The organism is Radiobacillus deserti (assembly GCF_007301515.1).
In the GTDB taxonomy this organism is placed as follows: domain Bacteria; phylum Bacillota; class Bacilli; order Bacillales; family Amphibacillaceae; genus Radiobacillus; species Radiobacillus deserti.
In genome coordinates, this window is the sequence record NZ_CP041666.1 from 3,507,654 (window position 1) to 3,529,723 (window position 22,070).

General features: G+C 36.7%; 22 protein-coding genes and 1 pseudogene. 14 read left to right on the plus strand and 9 right to left on the minus strand.

Annotated elements, in window-relative coordinates; genetic code table 11:
* Nucleotides 1-4 precede the first annotated feature (4 nt).
* Nucleotides 5-754, minus strand: a complete 750-nt coding sequence (locus FN924_RS18255) for a MerR family transcriptional regulator (RefSeq protein ID WP_143896970.1) — start codon at nucleotides 752-754, stop codon at nucleotides 5-7.
* A gap of 157 nt (nucleotides 755-911) precedes the next feature.
* Here FN924_RS18255 and FN924_RS18260 point away from each other — a divergent pair, with 157 nt between their 5' ends.
* The 4 genes from FN924_RS18260 (at nucleotide 912) to FN924_RS18275 (ending at nucleotide 3,491) form a co-directional block, all read left to right on the plus strand.
* Nucleotides 912-1,331, plus strand: a complete 420-nt coding sequence (locus FN924_RS18260; RefSeq protein ID WP_143896971.1) for a MarR family winged helix-turn-helix transcriptional regulator — start codon at nucleotides 912-914, stop codon at nucleotides 1,329-1,331.
* Between the two features lie 18 nt (nucleotides 1,332-1,349).
* Nucleotides 1,350-1,742, plus strand: coding sequence for a rhodanese-like domain-containing protein (locus FN924_RS18265; protein WP_143896972.1), 393 nt, complete (start codon nucleotides 1,350-1,352; stop codon nucleotides 1,740-1,742).
* A gap of 200 nt (nucleotides 1,743-1,942) precedes the next feature.
* On the plus strand, nucleotides 1,943-2,887 hold the full coding sequence (locus FN924_RS18270) for an NADP-dependent oxidoreductase (RefSeq protein ID WP_228409511.1): 945 nt from the start codon (nucleotides 1,943-1,945) through the stop codon (nucleotides 2,885-2,887).
* 145 nt (nucleotides 2,888-3,032) lie between these two features.
* Entirely contained in the window at nucleotides 3,033-3,491 is a 459-nt protein-coding gene (locus tag FN924_RS18275) for a helix-hairpin-helix domain-containing protein (protein WP_143896974.1), read from the plus strand.
* A gap of 498 nt (nucleotides 3,492-3,989) precedes the next feature.
* Here FN924_RS18275 and yeiL read toward each other — a convergent pair.
* A pseudogene (gene yeiL / locus FN924_RS18280) lies at nucleotides 3,990-4,661 on the minus strand (transcriptional regulator YeiL).
* Between the two features lie 83 nt (nucleotides 4,662-4,744).
* Between yeiL and FN924_RS18285 the strand changes: the two are divergent.
* From FN924_RS18285 to FN924_RS18315, 7 genes are all read left to right on the plus strand, one after another.
* Nucleotides 4,745-5,917, plus strand: coding sequence for an MFS transporter (locus FN924_RS18285; RefSeq protein WP_143896975.1), 1,173 nt, complete (start codon nucleotides 4,745-4,747; stop codon nucleotides 5,915-5,917).
* Between the two features lie 62 nt (nucleotides 5,918-5,979).
* Entirely contained in the window at nucleotides 5,980-7,281 is a 1,302-nt protein-coding gene (locus FN924_RS18290) for a globin-coupled sensor protein (protein ID WP_143896976.1), read from the plus strand.
* A 138-nt stretch (nucleotides 7,282-7,419) separates the two neighbouring features.
* A complete protein-coding gene (locus FN924_RS18295) occupies nucleotides 7,420-8,295 on the plus strand; it encodes a glycoside hydrolase family 16 protein (protein ID WP_228409512.1) in 876 nt (291 codons plus the stop codon).
* A 127-nt stretch (nucleotides 8,296-8,422) separates the two neighbouring features.
* Nucleotides 8,423-9,790: a glycosyltransferase family 2 protein gene (locus FN924_RS18300; RefSeq protein WP_143896977.1), complete on the plus strand. Its 1,368-nt coding sequence runs from the start codon at nucleotides 8,423-8,425 to the stop codon at nucleotides 9,788-9,790.
* A gap of 1 nt (nucleotide 9,791) precedes the next feature.
* Nucleotides 9,792-10,715, plus strand: a complete 924-nt coding sequence (locus FN924_RS18305) for a polysaccharide deacetylase family protein (protein ID WP_158634061.1) — start codon at nucleotides 9,792-9,794, stop codon at nucleotides 10,713-10,715.
* A 203-nt stretch (nucleotides 10,716-10,918) separates the two neighbouring features.
* On the plus strand, nucleotides 10,919-11,293 hold the full coding sequence (locus tag FN924_RS18310; protein ID WP_228409513.1) for a MarR family winged helix-turn-helix transcriptional regulator: 375 nt from the start codon (nucleotides 10,919-10,921) through the stop codon (nucleotides 11,291-11,293).
* A gap of 68 nt (nucleotides 11,294-11,361) precedes the next feature.
* Entirely contained in the window at nucleotides 11,362-12,171 is an 810-nt protein-coding gene (locus FN924_RS18315) for an alpha/beta fold hydrolase (protein WP_143896980.1), read from the plus strand.
* A gap of 200 nt (nucleotides 12,172-12,371) precedes the next feature.
* On the opposite strand, the gene FN924_RS18320 is transcribed toward FN924_RS18315, so the two are convergent.
* From FN924_RS18320 to FN924_RS18330, 3 genes are all read right to left on the minus strand, one after another.
* On the minus strand, nucleotides 12,372-12,761 hold the full coding sequence (locus FN924_RS18320) for a hypothetical protein (RefSeq protein ID WP_143896981.1): 390 nt from the start codon (nucleotides 12,759-12,761) through the stop codon (nucleotides 12,372-12,374).
* 46 nt (nucleotides 12,762-12,807) lie between these two features.
* The gene (locus FN924_RS18325) at nucleotides 12,808-13,002 is read right to left on the minus strand and encodes a helix-turn-helix transcriptional regulator (protein WP_143896982.1); all 195 of its coding nucleotides are present in this window, start codon (nucleotides 13,000-13,002) and stop codon (nucleotides 12,808-12,810) included.
* Between the two features lie 125 nt (nucleotides 13,003-13,127).
* Nucleotides 13,128-13,841 (minus strand): hypothetical protein, encoded by a 714-nt coding sequence (locus FN924_RS18330; RefSeq protein ID WP_143896983.1) that lies wholly within the window; start codon nucleotides 13,839-13,841, stop codon nucleotides 13,128-13,130.
* A gap of 476 nt (nucleotides 13,842-14,317) precedes the next feature.
* Between FN924_RS18330 and FN924_RS18335 the strand changes: the two genes are divergently transcribed.
* A complete protein-coding gene (locus tag FN924_RS18335) occupies nucleotides 14,318-14,626 on the plus strand; it encodes a hypothetical protein (RefSeq protein ID WP_143896984.1) in 309 nt (102 codons plus the stop codon).
* A 273-nt stretch (nucleotides 14,627-14,899) separates the two neighbouring features.
* Here the strand turns inward: FN924_RS18335 and FN924_RS18340 are convergent, their stop codons facing one another.
* On the minus strand, nucleotides 14,900-16,303 hold the full coding sequence (locus tag FN924_RS18340) for a hypothetical protein (protein ID WP_143896985.1): 1,404 nt from the start codon (nucleotides 16,301-16,303) through the stop codon (nucleotides 14,900-14,902).
* 153 nt (nucleotides 16,304-16,456) lie between these two features.
* On the opposite strand from FN924_RS18340, the gene FN924_RS18345 reads away from it, so the two are divergent.
* Nucleotides 16,457-16,822 carry a VOC family protein gene (locus FN924_RS18345; protein ID WP_143896986.1) on the plus strand — a complete coding sequence of 122 codons (366 nt, stop codon included), beginning with the start codon at nucleotides 16,457-16,459 and terminating at the stop codon, nucleotides 16,820-16,822.
* A gap of 48 nt (nucleotides 16,823-16,870) precedes the next feature.
* On the opposite strand, the gene FN924_RS18350 is transcribed toward FN924_RS18345, so the two are convergent.
* The gene (locus FN924_RS18350; protein ID WP_143896987.1) at nucleotides 16,871-17,827 is read right to left on the minus strand and encodes a helix-turn-helix transcriptional regulator; all 957 of its coding nucleotides are present in this window, start codon (nucleotides 17,825-17,827) and stop codon (nucleotides 16,871-16,873) included.
* A 106-nt stretch (nucleotides 17,828-17,933) separates the two neighbouring features.
* On the opposite strand from FN924_RS18350, the gene FN924_RS18355 reads away from it, so the two are divergent.
* The gene (locus FN924_RS18355) at nucleotides 17,934-18,413 is read left to right on the plus strand and encodes a GyrI-like domain-containing protein (RefSeq protein WP_143896988.1); all 480 of its coding nucleotides are present in this window, start codon (nucleotides 17,934-17,936) and stop codon (nucleotides 18,411-18,413) included.
* Between the two features lie 94 nt (nucleotides 18,414-18,507).
* Here the strand turns inward: FN924_RS18355 and ascB are convergent, their stop codons facing one another.
* Nucleotides 18,508-19,947 carry a 6-phospho-beta-glucosidase gene (ascB, locus tag FN924_RS18360; protein WP_143896989.1) on the minus strand — a complete coding sequence of 480 codons (1,440 nt, stop codon included), beginning with the start codon at nucleotides 19,945-19,947 and terminating at the stop codon, nucleotides 18,508-18,510.
* A gap of 105 nt (nucleotides 19,948-20,052) precedes the next feature.
* The gene (locus tag FN924_RS18365; protein WP_143896990.1) at nucleotides 20,053-21,963 is read right to left on the minus strand and encodes a beta-glucoside-specific PTS transporter subunit IIABC; all 1,911 of its coding nucleotides are present in this window, start codon (nucleotides 21,961-21,963) and stop codon (nucleotides 20,053-20,055) included.
* Nucleotides 21,964-22,070 lie beyond the last annotated feature (107 nt).

Sequence of the window (22,070 nt, forward strand, 5' to 3'; positions counted from 1 at the left end):
CCATTTATAACTCTACTCCTCTTCTTTTTAAATAGATGCTTAAGGCATCTGCAATCCACTCTTCCTCCTCCTTTGTGAATGGAGATGGAATCAACCAGGTATCCTCCTCCACATCCTTTTGAGATATTTCTTGCACAAAAGCTAGAGCATCACCCGTTAACTCCTCCACACTATCCATCATTTCTCCAATAATCTCTTGCACTTCCTCATCTTCAGGACTACGGCCACGAACTTTCTTTATTTTTACAGAAAAGGCAACCCAGTCCTTCTCTAGCTTCAATCGCTTTTCCTCAGAAATATTAAACATTTCGTCCACCACGGTTTCATCCAAATACCCTTTCAGCCATTCCTTATGTTCCTGTTCCATTTGGATGTTGTTAATAAGTGATATAAAAATAGATGGATCTACTTCTTCATAATCTTCTAACGAGTGAATCGCATAATCAAATGCCTTCATCACATGTTCGATTTGCTCTTTTTTTCGCATCATTTCTCGTTTTTGAAAGGAAAGAGAATCCTTCAAATCCCATGTATTCATTTGGAATAAATTTTTGATTTGCTCTAATGAATAGCCTAGAAATTTTAACGTTAAGATTTTTTGTAAAGTAACAAAATCGTTATTCGTATAAAAGCGTCTTCCTTTATCTGAAACATAAGAAGGCTTAAGTAAACCAATTTCATCGTAATAATGCAGAGTTCTTATGGTAGTAGATGTTTTTTTTGAAAATGCACCAATAGAATATCTATCTTTCATTTCCGCTCCTCCATTCTATGACTATAAAGCTATCATAAAACCTAACGTAACGTGAGAAGCAAGGGTTTTTTAATTTTAAATTGCATTTTATAATTAATCAGTTATACTGATTATATATTACACTGATTAACAGGACGGTAAGGAGGAAAGATAAACATTGAAAAAATGGAGCCAGTCTTATGGATTTCTTCTAGGAAAGGTTCTTCAGCAAATGGAAAATGAATTCGCGGAAGGATTAGTATCATTTCAAATCAATGCCCGGCAATATGGAGTTTTATTATTTATTAAAGAAAATCCTTATTCATCCCAAAAGGATGTTTCAGAAAGTCTCAAAATAGACCGGACTACAATGGTTAGTCACATTGACCATTTGGAAGCTTTAGGGTTTGTCAAACGAACTAAAAACCCTAATGACAGAAGGTCTTACAGTCTTCTAATTACAGAGAAAGGGGATGAGATTCTTCATTCACGTTGGGAGTTTCTACATAAAACAGAGTTAGGAGTTCTAGCACCTTTAGATTCAGAAGAACAGAAAGTATTGAAAACACTTCTTATCAAAGTCTGGAAGTCACTTTAAAAATTGGAGGGTACCGAAATGAACGCATTAGACTTTTTTGAAGCTCGACTGCAAGCAACCGTGAGTCCTATGGATTATCTAAACATGAAAAAAATGAATCCCGATAAGTACTTTTTAATTGATGTCCGAAACGGCCCGGAACACGTACGTAATATTATCATTCAAGGCGCGAATATACTTCCAGAACAAGAAATACAGAATCGCTTACAGGAAATCCCGAAAGATAAAGAAATAATCGTATATTGCTGGGATGTATGGTGTAACACTGCTGCTAAAGTAGCCAAACTACTTTTAGAAAGAGGCTACATAGTGAAAGAATTAACGGGTGGAATTGCAGCATGGAGAGAAATGAACTTTCCAACATCTGATACTGCTCAACAAGAAGCTTTCTCTATAGACTGCGGATGTTAATAGGCGTAATAATACTAAAAAACTGGCATGAGACCCCATTCTCACGCCAGTTTTTTTCATTGTTTATAACGAATAAGCATAATAGTATTGGTCTACGACTTTGTGTGGTATTAATAGGTAGTGAGAAAAATCATGTATCTATTACATCATTTTTCAGATACTACTTCAATAATGCAATTTTACAAGGGAGTGAAGTTTCTGTGCAAACTAAAGCAGTCATTATAAACCAATACGGAAGTAAAGAAGTATTAGAAGATGGTACAGTTACTCTACCTGAACTAGGGGAAAACCAAGTGTTGGTTCATGCCAAAGCGACTTCCATTAACCCAATTGATTGGAAGCTTCGTGAGGGATACTTAAAGCAAATGTTTGATTGGGAATTTCCAATTATTCTTGGATGGGACGTTGCAGGAGTTATCGAAGCAGTCGGATCCAACGTATCGGATTGGAAAGTTGGCGACGAAGTATTTGCCCGTCCAGAGACTACCCGCTTCGGAACATATGCAGAACACACCATCGTGGATGAGCACCTATTGGCTAAAAAACCTGCGTCTATTTCTTTCGAAGAAGCAGCAGCCGTACCTTTGGCTGGTATGACTGCATACCAAGGATTATTCGATCACGGCAAGCTAGAAAAAGGAGAAAAGGTATTAATTCATGCTGGAGCAGGCGGAGTTGGTAGTTATGCCATCCAACTTGCAAAAGAAGCAGGAGCATATGTGTACACAACGGCTAGTCCAAAAAACCATGACCTGTTGAAAGCTTTAGGTGCAGATGAAGTAATTGATTACCACACCACGAATGTAAAAGATGTACTTCACGATATCGATCTTGTGTTAGATACCATTGGTGGCGAGACACAAAACGAAAGTTTTGCTGTTCTTAAAGAAAACACCGGAAGAATCATTTCTGTTGTTGGGGAGCCAAATCAAGAAAAAGCGAAAGAAAAGAATGTGGTAGCAAAAGGAATATGGCTGAATCCAGACGGAAAACAGTTAAGTAAAATCGGTGCGTTACTAGAAGAAGGTAAAGTGAAAAGCGTGATTGCGAGTAAACATCCACTGTCCAGACAAGGGATTTATGATGCACATGCTCTGAGTGAGACCCATCATGCTGCTGGTAAGATTGTAATTACAGTGGATTGATTGGAAGTAATTTTTTGGACCAAGTCAAATGCGATTTGGTCCTTTTTTTCATGAATCATAAGCTAAACTGTTAAATTATGTTAAAATAGGAATGAACTTAAACAAGCTCGTCAACTAATCGTTTCATCTAAAGGAGGAATCTATTTTGGCCAAATCTATCAAATTACCATTAACAAATGAGGAAAGGACATTACTTAGGAAGGCTAAAATTAAAATAAATGAAGTACATACAACGGAAACAGATCAACTCGCTACTATTCTAAACGCTCCTCATTCACGGGCTAAAACGTTAAAAGGAATAGCAGAGTTCCAGACCGTTCCCTCCATCGGCCATAAACTAGCTGAGAAATTGGTCTATACACTTCATATTTACTCTTTAGAAGAAATAAAAAATAAACACGGCGCGGAGCTATTTGATCAATATGAAACACAAGTAGGCGTTTGGGCAGACAGTTGTGTGGAAGATCAACTTCGTTGTGTTATTTATTATGCAAACAACCCAACTAGCACCAAACAGTGGTTTGATTTTACCGATGAAAGAAAAGCGTATAGAGCTTTGCATGGCTTTCCTGAAAATAGACCTACAAAAGCTTGGTATGAGTAGCAAACTATCTAAGAGCGCTAATGTATATTCGTTGTTGATTTCTATAAGGAATGGTCTTTCCCTCTGGACCAAAGAAATTCTATGAAGCGCTCATCTTCCTATTGTTTATGAATAAGAACATAACATAGCTTACTACTAGTATCACTAGATATAATAGTTCTGGAAACTCTGGTGAAGGAACATGATGTAAATTAAATAAATCAAAGAGGAAATTAGTTAATAACAACAACAAAATTGTACTCCAACTCTGAACAACTGATTTTTGTTTTATCACTTTCTTTCGTTCATCATCATTGGGTCCAACAAAGAACTCTTTATTCCCTGTGAAGAAACCAATAAGTACAATATATATAAGGGGTATGACTACACTTGTTAAAAGCATCTCCACTTTTTTCCCATCCTTTCGTTACAATAACATCCTCTTTAAATGTTAAAATAAGGAAACTGATTCGTCAAATACTTTTTACACATATAAATAAATCAAGAAATGCCTACTCTTCATTTATTTCTTAACACTTCAGAAAGCCGTTTCAACGAATCATACTGACTCACTCGATAGTTTCGTCCCTCCTTCTGTAAATACCCTTTCTCACAAAACTGATGTAACACATGCAGTAAATGACGATAGGATACACCTAAATAATCACAAACCGTCACATGCTTTTCCTTGTAAATCCCTTCATCAGCAGTTTGTAGGATAAAATCAGCAAGTCTGTTCTCTAGTGGAAAAGCTAAACTTTGTGTGTACTTGGCCGCCATAGAAGTTGACTTTACACTCAAAAATTTTGCTAATTCTCTTAGAAACTTTGCATCCTGAAGCAATTAATTTCGGAAGACAGAAATTGGGAGTGCGAAACAGATGGTAGACGTAGAAGCCTGTATCCCTTTCGTATAATATTCATCGTTTAATAGCTCCATTTCCCCGATAAAATCCTGTTCCTTCACAAAATTTATTAAGGATACCTTTCCATTTTGATGCGTGATATATATTTTGGCATGCCCCTTTATCACATAAAACAAATATTTTGGCCTCATGCCTTCTCGAATAATCCAATCATCGCGTTGATATTCATGGACTTCCATGAACTCCTCAACTGGAAAGGAAAATAAATGCTCAATGGAGTACCGATCCAGGTAAAATTGCTTCGTATCTTTTTTAAGATTTTCCATTCTTCCACCTCAAAATAGGAGATTTCTCATATTATTTATCTCTCACTCCATGATATCATGCATTCCAAAGAGGGGGATACATAATGAATACACAGCGTTGGATGAGTGTACGTTTTTTTAGTTTCTTTTTAACATGGGGTATTTTTCTACCCTATTGGTCAGGGTGGATGATTCATACAAAAGGCATTACCGTTTCACAAGCTAGTTTCATTATGAGTTTTGGCTTACTAGCTAGAGGGATTTCTACATTATTTGCCTTTCCATATCTATCTGGAATATTCAGCAGTAAACAGTTACTGCGAATCGCGGGAATCGGATCCTTTCTTGCGATTATCTGTTACATACCTGCTCATTCCTTTTCCAGTTTGCTCTTCGTAACTATTGTGTTACATCTGTTTTATCCGACTTTGATGCCTGCATTGGACAGTGCTGCAGGTGTCCTCGTACAAAGCAATCAATTAAAGCACTATGGAAGAAGCAGACAGTGGGGATCTATCGGATTTGTCTCGATAGGAATGCTCATCACTATTTTCACAGGATACTTTGGAGATGAAGTGATTTTATGGGCTCTGTTACTTGGAGTGATGGGCTTTGTATGGCTAACTACGATGCGGGCGCCTGAAGTTTTATCCGCAAAGCCGGAACCAAGCTCAGTAGATAAGGAGAGCATTCTTCAGGTATTTCGCATTCGCCATTTTGGGTTAGTGCTTATCATTGTCCTTTTACTACAATCAGCACATGCTACGTACTACAATTACGGCTATATTTACTTACAAGAAATAGATGCTCCAACCTACCTAATAGGAGTAATTATTAACATTGCTGTGCTTGCAGAGATCTTATTTTTCTTTATCGCAGACAAACACTTTGGCAATTTCTCAGTTGGAGCTTTACTTACCATTGCAGCCATCGGCTCCACAATTCGGTGGATACTCGTATTTGCGTTTCCAAGCGTCGTCATATTCTGCATCGCACAGACGTTGCATGCACTTTCCTTTGCAATGGCCCATTATGCGTTTATGAAATATGTAGTTGCACATGTTCCACCTACACATATTGCAAAAGTACAAGGGGTTTATTCGGCACTTGCACTTAGCTGGGGGACGGCACTATTTACCATATTCGGTGGGTTCTTATATGAGGTAGAACCTAGGTACGCCTTCATTGGAATGGTTATTTGTACAATTCCTTCTTTGCTTCTTGCACTTTATTATCGCAGGTTGGAGCAAAACAAAGAAGTTTTCCAGTCTATTTAACATTTTCCTTTTTATACCGATAAAAATATGTTGATATATTTAAAAGTAGGGAGTCCTCAAGAATGTTCACAAAAAAGGGAAAAGAAAAAAAATCTCCTTCTTTAAGAGAAGAAGCAGACAAACAAAAGCAATATGTAAAGATAGACATCAGTAAGAACCAAACCTTATCGGATCAGCTATCGGTCATTGACCTTTCGTTAGATGACTTAGCAGTTGCAAAAGCTCTTCAACCATTAATTGCAGAAAACATTGAGAAAATTTACAATCCTATCTATTACCATCCTATTGATGGGATTCGTAAAGTAGTGGATATGACGTCGATAGGTGTGGATTTAGAGGGATGTCAGCAATATGTGATTGGCTTTTTCGATGGAATTATTGATGATAACTTTATCGAAAGAAGATACAACATCTCTAAGTATTATTTAATGGTTGGTGTGGAGGTTAAATGGTATATTTGTACGAATCAAGCGTTTATAAACACCATTCTTGATATTTTAAAGGAAAGGTATAGCGACGACATTGACACATTAGTATTAGCATCTAAAGTCATTACGAAGATATTTAACCTTGAATTGCAACTATGCCTTTCTATTCTTCAAGAATTACAGCAAGAGGAAGCAGCAACGAAAGAACAGACTGCTAAGCAAAATATCAAAGAATCCATCGGTCCTATTACAGAAGAATTAGCTAGTATGTCAGAAGAGGTTGGTCATTCCGTAGAAAATGCAATTAAAGGGTCAGAAGCAATTAAGTCGGATCTGGCAGATAGTTTACAGTCATCCATTATCACAGCAGAAACTTCTCAAACGGGAAAACAACAGTTAGACCTAGTAACAGAAGAGACTGTATCCTTAAAAGATAGTGTGAATATTATCAAAACGAATTTTGGATCCCTCGAAGCCAATTCTAAAGAAATTGGGGACATCATTGCTGTTATTACCGACATTGCAGAGCAAACGAACCTTTTAGCCTTAAATGCTGCGATTGAAGCAGCTAGAGCAGGGGAGCACGGAAAAGGATTCTCTGTTGTAGCAGAGGAAGTTAGAAAGCTTGCCGAACAAACAAAAACATCCTCCAGTCATATAACAGAAATGATTCGATCCATCACGAGTCATATCGAGGATATGGTGGAGCAAATTAATGATGTAGATTCTAAAAGTATATCGGTAAACCAAAATGTTCAACATACATTGAATAACCTACAAGAAATTCTTGAATCCAGTAAAACAAGTAAAGAAAAGAATGAACGAAATAACGAAGAAATCATTACATTTACAAATACACTAAAAGAAATCGGCAATACAGGGGCAAAAGTAGCAGAATTAGCAGATGATTTAAATCAGACGATGCAGAGCTACTAATACATATATACCATTTGCACCAAGGGACCTCATCGAAGGTCCTTTTTTTATTCCAAAATTTAAAATTATTTTGGAATATTTTCCAACCTGTTTTTATAAATAATTATATATGACTCAGAAAGAGCGTGAAAATTATTTATGAAAACATTCTATTCGTTGATGTTTATTCTTTTATCCCTTTGCTTGATAGCTCTCGTGTTTTTCCACTATTACTTTGACCGGAAAGCAAGCCATATCGCCACCTCTCCTAGTCGTTACATAGAAACAAGTATTCAAAATAAGGGAGATGTTTGTAAGGAAAAAACGAATTCATCTATCCCCCCCAATCTGAACCAAGAGGGATGGGGTCTAATTTGGCACGATGAATTTGACTCGCTTTGCTTAAGTTCCAGTAAGTGGAACATAGAAGATTGGGCTGCAAATAAGAATAACGAATTGCAATATTATTCACCGGATAATGTCAAAGTAGAAAATGGTGTATTAACGTTGACCAGCAGACAGGAATCATTTAAAGGAAGGGATTATACATCGGGAGCTGTTCATACACAGGGGAAATTTGACTTCTTATATGGAAAGGCCGAAATGCGGGCAAAGCTACCAGCGGGACAAGGAATATTCCCAGCATTTTGGATGATGACGGATAAAGAGGAAACATGGCTTCCTGAAATCGATATTATGGAAATGCTTGGTCACCGGCCGGATGAAATATGGATGGTTCACCATTGGTTAGACTCAAATGGAAACTTACAAAGTAATTCCGGCTCCTTTAAAGGTTCAAACTTTTCTACAGACTATCATACATTTGGTATCGAATGGACCCCCGACTCCATTACATGGTTTATCGACGGTGTAGAAAGATTTAAATCGGAAGTTAGTGTTCCAAATGAACGGATGTATTTGTACTTAAATACAGCTGTTGGCGGAATATGGCCAGGGGACCCCGATCATACGACGGTGTTTCCTGTTCAATTTGATATAGATTATGTCCGAGTTTATGAGAAAAAGGGAGAGTGAGGAACAGCTACGATTGTACCTTAAAAGGGTAAGATGTTCAGTCAGATGACTTTTGGCTTATACAACAAAAAGGAAAAATATCCTTTTCGCCATGCTGAAGGCGTTTTAGAAACTAGGAGGAAAGTGCATGTTGTTAATTGTCACGTTGATTTTTTTTGGTCTTTTTATGTTGTTCCATACGCTTTACATTTTTATCCCGCTTTACACGAGTAGAACAAAGATAAAGGTTTATCCGGTCAAGGAAAAAGGCTTCAGTATATTAATCCCAGCCTATAACGAAACGCCTGTCATTAAAAATTGTTTAATGGGCATTTTGAATTTGAATTATACCAATCTAGAAGTTCTTTTCATTAATGACGGGTCTACAGACGATACAATGGAAACCTTTCATAAACATCTTGGGCTTGTGAAAGCCTCTAGGCAAAAACAAGAATTATTAGAATATGAGGAAATACATAATGTTTATCAATCAACAAAATACCCGTATGTTTGGGTATTAGATAAAAAAAATGGTGGAAAAGCGGATTCTCTAAATGCCGGAATAGATTATGCTCATAAAGAATTCGTCGTCACCTTAGATGCAGACAGCATCCTCGAATCTACCTCCATAAAAGAGATGAATCGAATTTTTTCCAATAAATCTATATTAGCCGCTGGTGGATTAGTTCACATTGTTCAAGGCTTTCATCATACCGTAGATTCCTTTACTCCTTGTTTTAAAATACCAGGCTTAATACGTTTTCAAGTGGTCCGATATTTAACAGGTTTTTACATGAACAAAGTAACACAATCAAAACTTGGATCGCTTACTGTTATTGCTGGTGCTTTCGGTGCCTTTCGAAAAGATATCTTATTTCAAGTGAAAGGTTATCGGAAAACAGTAGGCGAGGATATGGATATAACATTAAGAATTCAAGAATTAATCGGAACCGATTTAAAAGGGAAGAAAATTGTTTTTGTTCCTGAAGCAATGTGTTATACCGAATGTCCTTCTAGTCTCAAAAGTCTATATAAACAACGAATCCGTTGGCAGAAAGCATTTATTGATTGCATTATTAACTATAGCAAATCTTTCTATCGAAAAATGAATTTTAAAACATCCACCTTTGTTCTACTAGACTCACTCTTACTTGGTACCATTTCTGCCTATCCCATCCTGTTCATTCCTATCATTGCCATTCTAACGATTAACCATTGGGAATTTTATGTTTTATTATTCTCTATATCGGTTGGGTTAGCTATGCTACTCAATTTTGCAACCTTGTTAGTTTCCAAAAGATATGGGCATGCTTATCGTTTAAAAGATTACATTTCCTTTCTCTTCTTTCTCCCCATTGAAATCATGGTCTATCGAGTTACAGAAGTCATATTTGTGACCTTTGGAACCATCCTTTACTTTTTCAATAAAGAAGGATGGAGTCGCTCTGAAAGAATCGGGAAACCCGTTATGATAACAAATCATGTGCAGGCTCGCAATACTCTCGGAGGAGAATAAAGTGAAAAAATATACGTTATCTAACCTATTGTTTACGTTTCTATTTCTAATCGTTTTGATTCCTCTCTGTTATTTGCTTTACAACCATGTATTAAGCTATTGGTCTTCACCTGTATCAGCTAAAACGTCATATCATGAGTTCGATGCCCCGGCGATTGAAGTCAATCGTGATTTTACAGGTGTAAAAGAGTATGCGGATAAAGTAACCGTTCTTATGTATCACCAAATCATTCCCAAAAAACAACTAAACGAACAGCATTATGCCGAAAACGGCGAATTAAAAGATAGTATTGTGACACTAGAAGACTTTTCTGAGCAAATGAACTATTTAAAAGAAAATAATTATCCGATTTTATCCCTTAAAGAATTTGAATTATTTATGAGCGAAAAGAAGAAAGTACCAGAAAAAAGTGTTTTAATTACATTCGATGACGGCTATAAGAATGTCTTTGAATTTGCCTACCCTGTATTGAAACAGCATGGATTCTTCGCGGTTCACTTTATTATTACAGGGCGAATTACAGATAAAACGGTTGAATATGATCCATCCGATCACCAATATGCAAGCATAGAAGAAATTAATCGATCAACAGATGTGTTTGATTACGGAAATCATACCCATTCTTTACATCAAAAAAATAATAAAGGAACTGCATACTTAAAAGCGTATAGTCCAGATAAAGTGAAAAAAGACCTTGCTAAAGCAAGCAAACAAATTGGAAACTCAACAGCGTTTGCAGCTCCCTACGGAGAATATAGTACGACGACACTAAACATATTAAAGGAATTGGATATGAAAATGGCGTTTACCGTTAAAGCTGGGTATGCTGAACCTACACAGCATACGTTAGAAATACCAAGACAGGCTATATTGCCTTCTTATACGATGAAGGATTTTAAATATATCCTAACTAAACATGAGTAAGTGACTTTAAAACACAGCCACTGATGTTGCAAGGAGAAGGATTTGAAAATCTTCTCCTTTTATTTACCTAACCCTGATAACTAGGAGGATCATCTTTTCTAATACATAGTTTATTTTATATTGTAATTAGTTTGATACCAAACTATAATATAACTATGGAAACGAGAGATGCAATATCATTACTTTCTAAAATTAGAGACAAAGTGAATCGATTTATTTTATCAGAGATGGAGAAGGCTGGAATAGATGGTATCGGTACCTCACACGGCGATATCCTCTATGCTTTATTTTACACACCTAGGCTTACAATGGCTGAAATTTCAAGTAGAATTCAAAAGGATAAATCTACAGTTACAGCACTTGTTGAAAAATTGGTTCGTCTCGGGTATGTGATGAAGGAAAGAGACAGACATGATGCAAGAATTGTTTATGTTGCCTTAACGGAGAAGGGAATGGATTTAAAACCAACATTTGAATCCATATCAAATAAAGTGTTAAGTGTGTTCTATTCAAATATTCCAACTAAAGAGCAAAAAGATTTACTTACTATCCTAAACAAAATAAATGGCAACTTTTAATTTTGCCTTTTATTTTTATATAAAAAGTTTGATATCAAACTAATATATTCTCAAGGAGGAGAAACCATATGATAGATTACACGAAACAGGTACCGGATCATATCGAAAAATACATTGGAGAAAATCATTTATTTCTAGAGATATTTGAAGGGAGAAATACTGAAAATAGACCTCCATTACTTTTTGTCCACGGTGCCTATACAGGAAGTTGGATGTGGAGTAAATTCATTCCTCACTTTGTTGAAAAAGGATGGAATTGTTATGTCATGAACTTGAGAAGCCACTACAAAAGTAGACTACTGGATATGACTAGAATAACTTTGGAAGATTATATGGAGGATATAAGAGAAATTATGAAAGAGTGTGCTGTTCCACCAATCCTAATTGGTTTTAGTATGGGGGGAATATTGACTCAAAAGTTGGCTGAAACCACTGAAATTGCTGGGATGGTTTTGATCGATTCCGTTTTAAGTAAAGAGGTTCATGATAAAGCTCCATACAAAGAGTTAGGTAAAGCAATACATGAGATTATAGTTCCCGCTCCAGCACGAGAGGAATTTTCAAGCATAGATGAGACCACCGAGGACATTGAATTCCAAAGAAAATATTTAACGATGGAATCAGCACATGCAGTTCGCTCTTTTTCTTTTACCAGTGAATCCAATGGAGTATCTATAGACAGTCATTCCATTACTTGTCCATCTTTGGTTATTAAAGCAGTCAACAACGAACTTGATGACCACCAAGGTAGATTAACCGCAGACCATCTTTCTGCTGAATATCTAGGACTTTGGAACACAACCCATACAGGTGTCCTTATAGGGCAAAGATATATGGATACTGTACACGCTATTTTGAATTGGTTAAAAAGCTTCTAATTCACGAACTCATTCGTTTCGATGAATGTTACTTCAAGATACATATGTCACACTCTATTTTAGGCCTATAAAAAAGAAAAAAGTATCCATATCGAATAGGAAGTAAAATTGTACAGACGTATTGTTCCCTTAATATAGGAAGCTGGAATCCAAAGTAGTTCCAGCTTCTCATGTATATACAGTAAATGGTTCCTCCCTTTTCAGTACCGTTTAGATAAAATTACAAAGGAAGAAAACACCGTTACGATGGTTAACATCGCCAACAAACTAACGGTCTGGTACCCATTTAAATCTAGCACATTATATTGAAATAGAGACATAAGAATAACCATATACCCTAAAATAAAGAAGTAGCTAAAAAACATTCCTCTTTCGCGGATTCTCTTTGTACGTTCATCGTTTTCTTTAAATTGAGGATAAAGATAGGCCAGACAAAAACTCATCACTGTCATACTCACATGAACTAGCTCATGCCCTACAAAAAAAGTACCTGATGATATGCTTGCATACCCGATAAGAAGTGTATAGGCTAAGAATACAATTCCACTTATCAAAAACAATCTTCTTCCTGCTTTATTACTTAACTTCATCATACATCCTCCTGTGTACTGAAAGACCTTTTGTTATGCTCTTCCATTATTCTTCTAATTGAAAAACCTCTTCTACATTTGTATCAAAACAGCGTGCAATTCGAATTGCGAGAGGTAAGGACGGATTGTAGCGACCCTTTTCGATTGAAATAATCGTCTGACGAGACACACCCAGCATTTCCGCCATTTGTTCTTGAGAGATTCCTTTTTCCTGTCTTAATTCCTTTATTCGATTTTCCATACAAACCATCATTCCCCTCTATAGACTCATTATAATGTAAAGCACCCTTTACTGTAAAGGGTGCTTTACAAAAATGACACATCCATAATATGGATGTGTCTAGACAATTTTTAAAACCCATACCGTTAATAACTGCTTCTTTCAAAATCCCAAATCTGATAATCGAGTAAGCGTGGGGTTATATTCGAATATTTATGTACGAGAATATTGGTTGTTTCATTCAACAAGCTTTGTCCTTCTTCAAGCCTAACTTTTCTTTGGAGCGCCTTTTCCAAGAATCGCACAATCATTCTGTCTGGTTTTATCCATTGGTCATCTCCGGCCAACATATAAAAGTAGACAAGGGAAATCCCACTTTTTTGTCCTGGTATCGCTTTAATTTCACGCTCAAATTCTTCGTTTCCATATACTTTGGTAACGTCTTGAAGATAATTAACGCCATACCTATGTAAAACTTTACAAAACCTATAAACCGCTTCCGCCTTTAATATTCCATTTGTCGGAGAAGTTCTTTGTTTATTTTTGAATATTTCCGCAACAAATGTATCTAATCCCATTTTCTCGAAAGAATGTAGATACTGTTCGATTGAATATTGTTCCCCTTCCTCCGGTATTTCTGTACCCGAGCGCTCCTTATTAAGACTAAAAAAACGGCAAAATCTGGTCACCGTATTTCTAACGCCTTCATAACGAACTCCTATTGAAAAAACAGAGTCTATCACACATAGCGGGAGGCTAGAGTAGTAATATTCATCAGGGAGCTTTACTTGTTTAAGGTTTAAAACCGTTTCACAGAATTCAGCTATTTTTTGGGATTCTTGTTGCAAGGTCTGGGACATAATCCATCTCCTTATCATCTTATAAATTTGTTATATCTATTTTACCTAATCGTTGTGATTTTTGTGAAGAAAAAGGGGATCGTCTATAATCTAATGTTATCCTTAGACCGACTAGCCCGGTTAAGCTTCTTAAGGGTCCAGACCTAACTGATAAACATTTGATTCGTAGTTCACCCTATATCCCCTATGTTTTGTCTGACCAGTGCGACGGCAATTGCTGTCATGAACCAGCCTTTTTTCTTGCTCTCATCTGTTAGATTAGCCCCAACATATAATTTTCTGTATTACATACGGTAAAAATTGTAATATGTATAGTGAAATAGAGTTAAGACTGAAAATATGATGGATATTAACTGGATATATTTGTATAATAGCTTTATACACATCTGTTTGAATTTTCAGTATTTATGAGAGAAAGTACTAGTATTTGTATCCTAAGTTTACTATTTTATTAAACGAAGGGGGATAAGTAATATATGACATTACCTAGTTACGTTTGGGTAATCTATTATGGACTACTTGCTCTAACAGTAATTTACGGGATTATTTTCATTGTTAAGGGGAATATAAATCGGTTGCTATCTACGTTTGCGGTGATACTTTCAATTGTTCTTGTTTTCGTTTTTATGATGTATAGCATGGAACGTAAACCTACACATAATGAGTTTGAGCATTTTTTCTATGGGCTTAGAGAAGGAATTTTCGTAGCATGGTTTTTACTATGTGTCCTACTGTATATTGGGTTTTGGTGGTTTCGGGTGTTACAGAATGCATTTAAAAAATGATTTGTCACTATCCTCCAAAGGGCTAGAGGTAAATTGGGCTCGTTTTTGTAGTTAACGGAGACTATTGAAGGAAACAAATTCTGCACCACATCGTCATATAGACATTCAAATAAAACAGTACTCTCGATCAAGCTTAGAGGGTGCTGTTTTGTTTTCTTAAAGGAACTTGTTTATCAGGAGAAATTACTCCAAATAGTAGAATGAGAATACTATTTACTTGTCCATATTCGCCATATAATAGGTGTTGATAATGTGATAATTCTTTTTTGATCTTTATCCACTTAAGCCCTTTTGAAGGTCCATACTTAACTGCTGATAAGCGTCTGATTCGTAGTTCATCCCTTTATCTCTATACGTTTTAGCTAACCAATGCGGTGGTTTAGGACTCGTCGGGTCCAGCTCCATTTCCCAACTGAAGCATTCAATTGCTTTGTCTAGTTGTTTAAATTCATAGTATAGCTCTCCCAGTGTTTGCATTTCATCGGGATCATTATAAATCCGTTCCATCGTATTCATTTTCCCGAATATTTGCAGATGTTTAGGATTCTCTTTTAATGGTTTTAACCATTTTTGGATATAAGAAAGTTCATGTGTCTTCATAAGTGAGATTACCCATGTATAGAGGAGCTTTTCACCTGGGACAGGGAAAAGTTCTACATATGGTTTTAAAAGGGTAGGGAGTATGTCGGGACTTACATGGGAAGTTTCTATATCTAGTTCCTCTAGCATAGTTCCAATCCTACGAACGGTGGAAGAATCATTTAAAGTAAAATTATATTGTTGTATCATATCGAAAATCTTCTGCACGTTACGTGTTTCCATATATTTATTCAATAAATCTTGTTGTAAAGGAAGGAAATTATCTAGTGAAGGGCATAATGCTTCCAGAATATCAGCCGCTTCGTTTTCGTTTACATACTGATTGAGCAGTCTTAAAAGGTAGGCATAATCAGTATTGGAAGGAGTAGAAGTTAATCTGTAGATATATAAGGCCATTAAATCCATCCATCTAGAATCTTGTTCTAGTAAATGTTCAAGCTGATGGAAATATGTATCGTTTTCTTTCTGGGAATAGAAGACTTTTTCTGCAAAAATAATGTCTTTCTCCAAAATTTCTTCGGACTCTTGGTTATAAAGTGCAGCATATTTTTTGAAATTCATATCGCTTGCCAGTGATTTTAGCGTACTACTGTTTGGAGCAAAATCCATTAATATTCGGATGATCCGATAGGCAGAAAAGTATTGACCATTTCGACGATATTCATAATAAACGGAAGTAATTTCGGTAAATAAACGCTTTTTGGATATAAAGGATTCGAAGAAGGTGAGGATGCTCGCTTTTTCCTGTGGAGAATAATGCTTATCAAGTTTTTCTAATAATGGTTGGAAACTGACTTTTTGTAATGGCTGATTGGATGAAAGTAGAATATCGACAAGTGGGTGAGGACTGTTAAAAATGATACCTTCCTTAAAAGCATGCTCAATGTAGGATTGGCGGCGAAGTTTTTTAGCCTTTGCTGCAGTAAGGAATTGATGTTTATAGAAAAACAGATAATAAACCTCATTTTTTTCATTAAATGCTTCTATGATTTGGCCTTGTAAATAAAAAGTAGCTTTTTCCACCTTTAAATTAATCTGCTTTTTTTGGTCCATAAGCACGCATTGATTTTGGTCCATTTGAAATGCCCCCTTCATGCTTTTGTTGTACAAAAACGTTTCTTCTCTTCCATCTTATCACAATTTTACAGTTATCCATAATCCACAAAACAAGGATTTTCTTGGTTTATGAAGAATTTAATACGTTAGAGAATGTAGAAGGAGACTGAATGTATGATAAAAACCGTTGGACAAATTGGTGTACCTGTTAAAGATTTAGACCGCGCACTGGACTTTTATAAAGATAAGCTAAGACTCCCCCTTTTATTTAACACGGATAGTATGGCATTTTTTGATTGTGGTGGATTGCGGGTCCTGTTAAGTCTTCCAGAAAAAGAGGAATTTGCTCATTCAAGTTCTGTTATTTATTTTCAAGTAGAGGATTTGAACACAACTTACAAGTATTTAGTCAATAAAGACGTCCACTTTATTGATGAACCTCATGTGGTAGCAAAAATGGAACATACGGAGACATGGATGGTGTTTTTCAAGGATACGGAAGGGAATACCCACGCATTGATGAGTGAAGTGCAAGTTTAAATTTATAAGGAGAATGCTCATACTATGTACATTCTCCTTTTACCCTCATTAAAATAGACTCAACCTCTTTCGTATCCCCTCTATCACTTCAGAAGGCGCTTCACGAATCCTCATATCCTCACCTAAGAAAAGGAGCCAATTTATCATTTCGATTCGTCCTTCTGAATCATGCACATCGATAAATGTCTCTATAAGCGCTGTTGTCTGGTAGGGATTTGTATAAGATAAGGAAAGCTTTACTGGATGGTATTTTTTATATTGATTAATAGCTTTTGGACCAAGTTCAAGAACAAGGTTGGTCGTTTTTTCTTGAATGCTTTTTTTTACTAAAATCTTTTTCTTACGTACACTATCTTTAACAGAGTAAGGATGGACATCTGTGAGATGGTCAACAGGAATAATCTGCTTCTTTTCTTCCTCTATATGAAAACCGTCGATAAACCAGAAGCTTTTCTCATGATAAAGATGCATGAGGTAAATCGGGAAGGACCGTACTGTCTTCGCTTCCTTTATGGTAATTAATAAATATCTATCCTGGAGAAGCAATTGAATGAGTTTTTCTAATATGGGATGTGGCAAGTCTGACAAATCTAGTAGATCTGGATTATGTGGGTTCGTTCCCTCAAAAAGAAATATCTCATTTAAAAGAACAAGATCATCTTGCTGAGTTTCGGAAATGAGGCCAAGTAACTTCTCTGTTAGAGATTGGCGACTCTTTAAATAGGGGAGCTGTTGATTCCTTGTCGCCATAAACGCAATAAACAGTGCTTTGACCTCACTATCCGTAAAGTGCACATCAGGTAGAACGGAGTTGTGCATCACAAAATAACCCCCAGCTCTGCCAACCTCAGCCACTAGCGGCATCCCCATCGCCTCGATTTCTCTAATATCTCGTATCGCGGTAGAACGGGAGATATTGAATTCCTGCATGATTTCTGAAATTGTAAAATGGGCGCGATTGTTGATATACCGCATCATTGTATTAATTCGTTCCACTTTCTTCATAATAACTCCTAAACAGTATCATTTTTTGACATGATTTATGATTAGTATAAAGCTATCAGATAAACAAGACAACGTTTGAAAATAAAAGAGAAGGAAGGGTTTACGGATGACAAATTACACATTAGAAGAGAAGGACAGCTTTACGGTTCTAGGTTTTGGAACAGAGCTAAAGAGTGATTACAGAGATTTTGCTAGCTTAAATAAGGAAAAGGCAGATTTTTGGGAGACCGTTAGTGAGGATGGAACATTAGATACGTTAAAAAACATTGCTATGAATGACTATGTATTTGCCGTAAATGAAGCCGTGAATAACAGGATAATGTTCTATGCAGGTGTCATGACAGAGGAATCACTTCCAGAAGCGTCGAGACTTATCCAGTTTCCTAAAGGAGAATATCTTGTCGTAAAAGGGGAAGGAAAAACGACTAGCGAGTTAAATGATAAGCTGACTGGCCTTGCTTTTGGTCAAGTATTACCAGAAGTAAGCGAGGTAGCCTATGTCGGTGGTCCTAATGCAACTGTTGTAATCGGGAAGCGGGACGATTTACTTGTTGGGGAAATGTGGATTCCTGTCGTTAGAAAGTAGAAAGTGGTTAGCTAATGAAATAAAGGAGCGACCAGAAACAGCACTGGTCGCTTTCTATCTAAAAAACATTGTATTTCTCTATCCTGTTGTAACATTATAGCTTTTCACCATTTGAACGAATAACATCTTTATACCAATAGAACGATTTCTTTCGTCTTCTTTCCATAGTCCCATTCCCAGCATTATCTCTATCTACATAAATATATCCGTATCTTTTTTTCATTTCTCCTGTAGACGCACTAACAATATCGATAGGACCCCAGCTAGTATAGCCGATGATGTCTACACCATCCTGAATTGCCTCTTTCATTTCTATAAAATGCTCTCTCAAATACTCAATCCGATAATCATCGTTTATTGTTCCATCTTCCTCTGGAACATCTACTGCACCAAGTCCATTTTCGACAACAAATAATGGTTTCTGATACCTATCCCAAAGCTGATTAGCTGTAATTCTTAGCCCTTTAGGGTCAATCGTCCAGCCCCACTGAGAGGCTTTTGTATATGGGTTCTTAATAGATCCGAATATATTGCCTGAAATGGCTCCTTTTAAGACTTCTGGGTCTGTACTTGTGCAACGACTAGAATAATAGCTAAACCCTATATAATCCACAGTTCCTTCTTTTAATATATCTACATCCCCAGGTTCCATCAAAATGTCTAAACCCTCGTCCCGGAAAAACCTTCTAGCATAACCGGGGTATTCTCCTCGAGATTGGACGTCAATAAAGAAAAATGATTCTCTGTCTTTCTCCATTGCTTTCCAGTAGTCATCTGGGTTAGAGGTATAAGGATAAGTTGCACCAGCTGCTAACATACAGCCTATTTTAAAATCCGGATTTATCTCGTGTCCGGCTTTTACAGCAAGAGCACTTGCTACTAATTGATGGTGAGCTGCTTGATAAAGGACCTGATTAATCTGATTTTCTCCTACCAAAGTTATACCTGCCCCCATGTACGGGCGATGAAGCAGCATATTTATTTCATTAAATGTCATCCAATACTTTACCTTATTCTTATAACGCTCGAACACTGTTTTTGCATATTTCTCAAATAGATTAACCATTTCTCTGCTTTTCCAACTTCCATACTTCTCTACAAGGAAAACAGGTACATCAAAATGGCATAAAGTAACAACAGGCTCAATGTTATACTTCAGCAGCTCATCGAATACTTGATCATAAAACTGCAAACCCACCTCGTTAGGTTGATCCTCTTCTCCGGTAGGAAATATTCTAGACCAAGCAATGGATAACCGTAAGCTTTTAAACCCCATTTCTGCAAACAGGGCAATGTCTTCTTCAAAACGATGATAAAAGTCTACCGCTTCATGCGAGGGGTAATAAACATCTTGTTTAGGTGTAAAATTACTTATGTACCCTTTTGAAATAGTCTGCCTTTCCTCTCCAGTGGGCATTAAATCAACAGTGGTTAACCCTTTACCACCTTCTAAATACCCGCCTTCGACCTGATTGGCGGCTAAGGCACCACCCCATAAAAACGTTTCTGGAAATGAATTAGAGTCCTTCACCATTGAGTTTCCTCCTTTAAAACTAACATGCTGTCTGTTACCTATGAATAATAAGGAAAGAAATATGGTATCTCTTGCAAGAGTTGATACCATATTTCCTTATTTTGATTACTTTACAGTCTGTATGAGTAGGTCTAGTTCTCGTATTTCATTCTCTTTTGTCGTAACGATATCTTGAAAGCTACCACTATTTGTAATAATAACTGGTGTTGTTAGCGAATAACCTGACTCTTTTATTTTTTCTATATCAAACTCGATTAACAAATCACCTTTATTAACACGGTCCCCTTGCTTTATATGTGCTATAAAGTGCTCTCCTTCTAACTGGACTGTATCGACACCTATGTGGATTAGTACTTCTGCTCCATGATCAGATGTAATACCGATCGCATGCTTCGTCTTAAAAAGAGTAGTGACCGTCCCGTTTACTGGTGAAACAACTCTGCCCTCTGTTGGGATAATTCCAATCCCCTTCCCCATTGATTCGGTTGCAAAGACATTATCAGGTACATTAGATAAATCAACTAGTTGTCCATTTATAGGGCTTACCATATCTTCACTAGTAACATCTAATGTTTCTGGCTTTTTGGGATCTTCCACAACAGCCTCATTATCTCCCTTTTTGTTAACATTGCCGAAAAATAAAGTAAGAACAAAAGCTAGTACAAACGCAACCACTATAGATACAATCATTCCCCAGAAACCAGCGTCAATCCCGTGTTCTGGATTTATAAATGTTGGTATTTTAAAGACACCTAATGGTCCAGCACTGTATAGGGCTGCTCCTGTAAGCGCAATAATAGCCCCACCAACTGCAGAAGAAATACAGCTTATGATAAATGGTCTTTTTAGTGGTAAAGTTATTCCGTAAATGGCTGGTTCTGTTACTCCGAAGAAACCAGAGATAAAAGCAGGAACACTTAGGGATTTTAATTTTTTGTTCTTTGTTAATACAAGTACACCTAGTACGGCACCAATTTGTGCAAATGAAGCTGCAAAGGTCATCGCAACGAGCATATCTGATCCCATAACTGCTAGATTATTATAATAAATCGGGATAAGTCCCCAGTGGACACCAAAGATTACGAGCACCTGCCAAAAGCCCCCAATTACTAAACCTGCTACTAACGGAGCAGCTTCATAAAGGGATTGTACTCCTTGACCAATAGATTGCGCCGCCCATGTTGCAATTGGACCAATAAGAAGGAATGTTAACGGAACGATCACAATTAACGTTAGTAACGGAACGACAAACGACTTAACTACTCCAGGAATAATTTGGGCGAATTTCTTTTCTAACTTAGCTGCAAAGTAGGTTGCGAGAATAATTGGAACAACACTAGACAGGTAATCCATTAAGATTACTGGAACTCCAAAGAATGTAATCTGGACAGGAGACTCTAGTACAGTCCCTCCAAATAACGTCATAATTGCTTCACCGGATCGGATACCAGCAAGACTTGGGTGGACAAGTGCTGCTGCAATCGCCATACCTAAGAACGGTGTTCCTCCGAATTTTTTCATCGCTGTATACCCTAAGAAGATTGGCAGGAACTTAAAGAACCCATCTCCTATAGCGTTTAGTAGTAAATAAGCACCTTCTGTATCTTTGATCCATCCCAATGATAGGAATAATGCGTTAAACCCCTTAATAATACCTGTTGCCATTAAAAGCGGTAGAACTGGTATAAATATATTGGATACAATATCAACAAATTTTGCAAATATACCTTTTTTCTCTTCGTTATCTTCTTGTGCTGGTTTTGAAGCAGCAAAACCACCCTCTTGTATTACAGCTTGATAGACATCTGGTACATGGTTTCCAATAACTACTTGGTATTGACCAGCAGCTTTTCTAACTGTAACTACCCCTTCATGATTATTCAGTGCATTCGTATCTGCTTTTGATTCATCCTTTAGGATAAAACGCAATCTAGTAATACAGTGAGTAACACTTTTAACATTTTCCTTGCCGCCAACTAGTTCTATAATTTCTTTGGCGAGATTTTGGTAACCCATTCTATACACCTCCATTAGTATAAAAAAACCTAAACTACTAAATAACAAGCAATTTGTCATATTAGTAATTTAGGTTTTGCCTGAAAAGTAACAACCCTAATAAATAT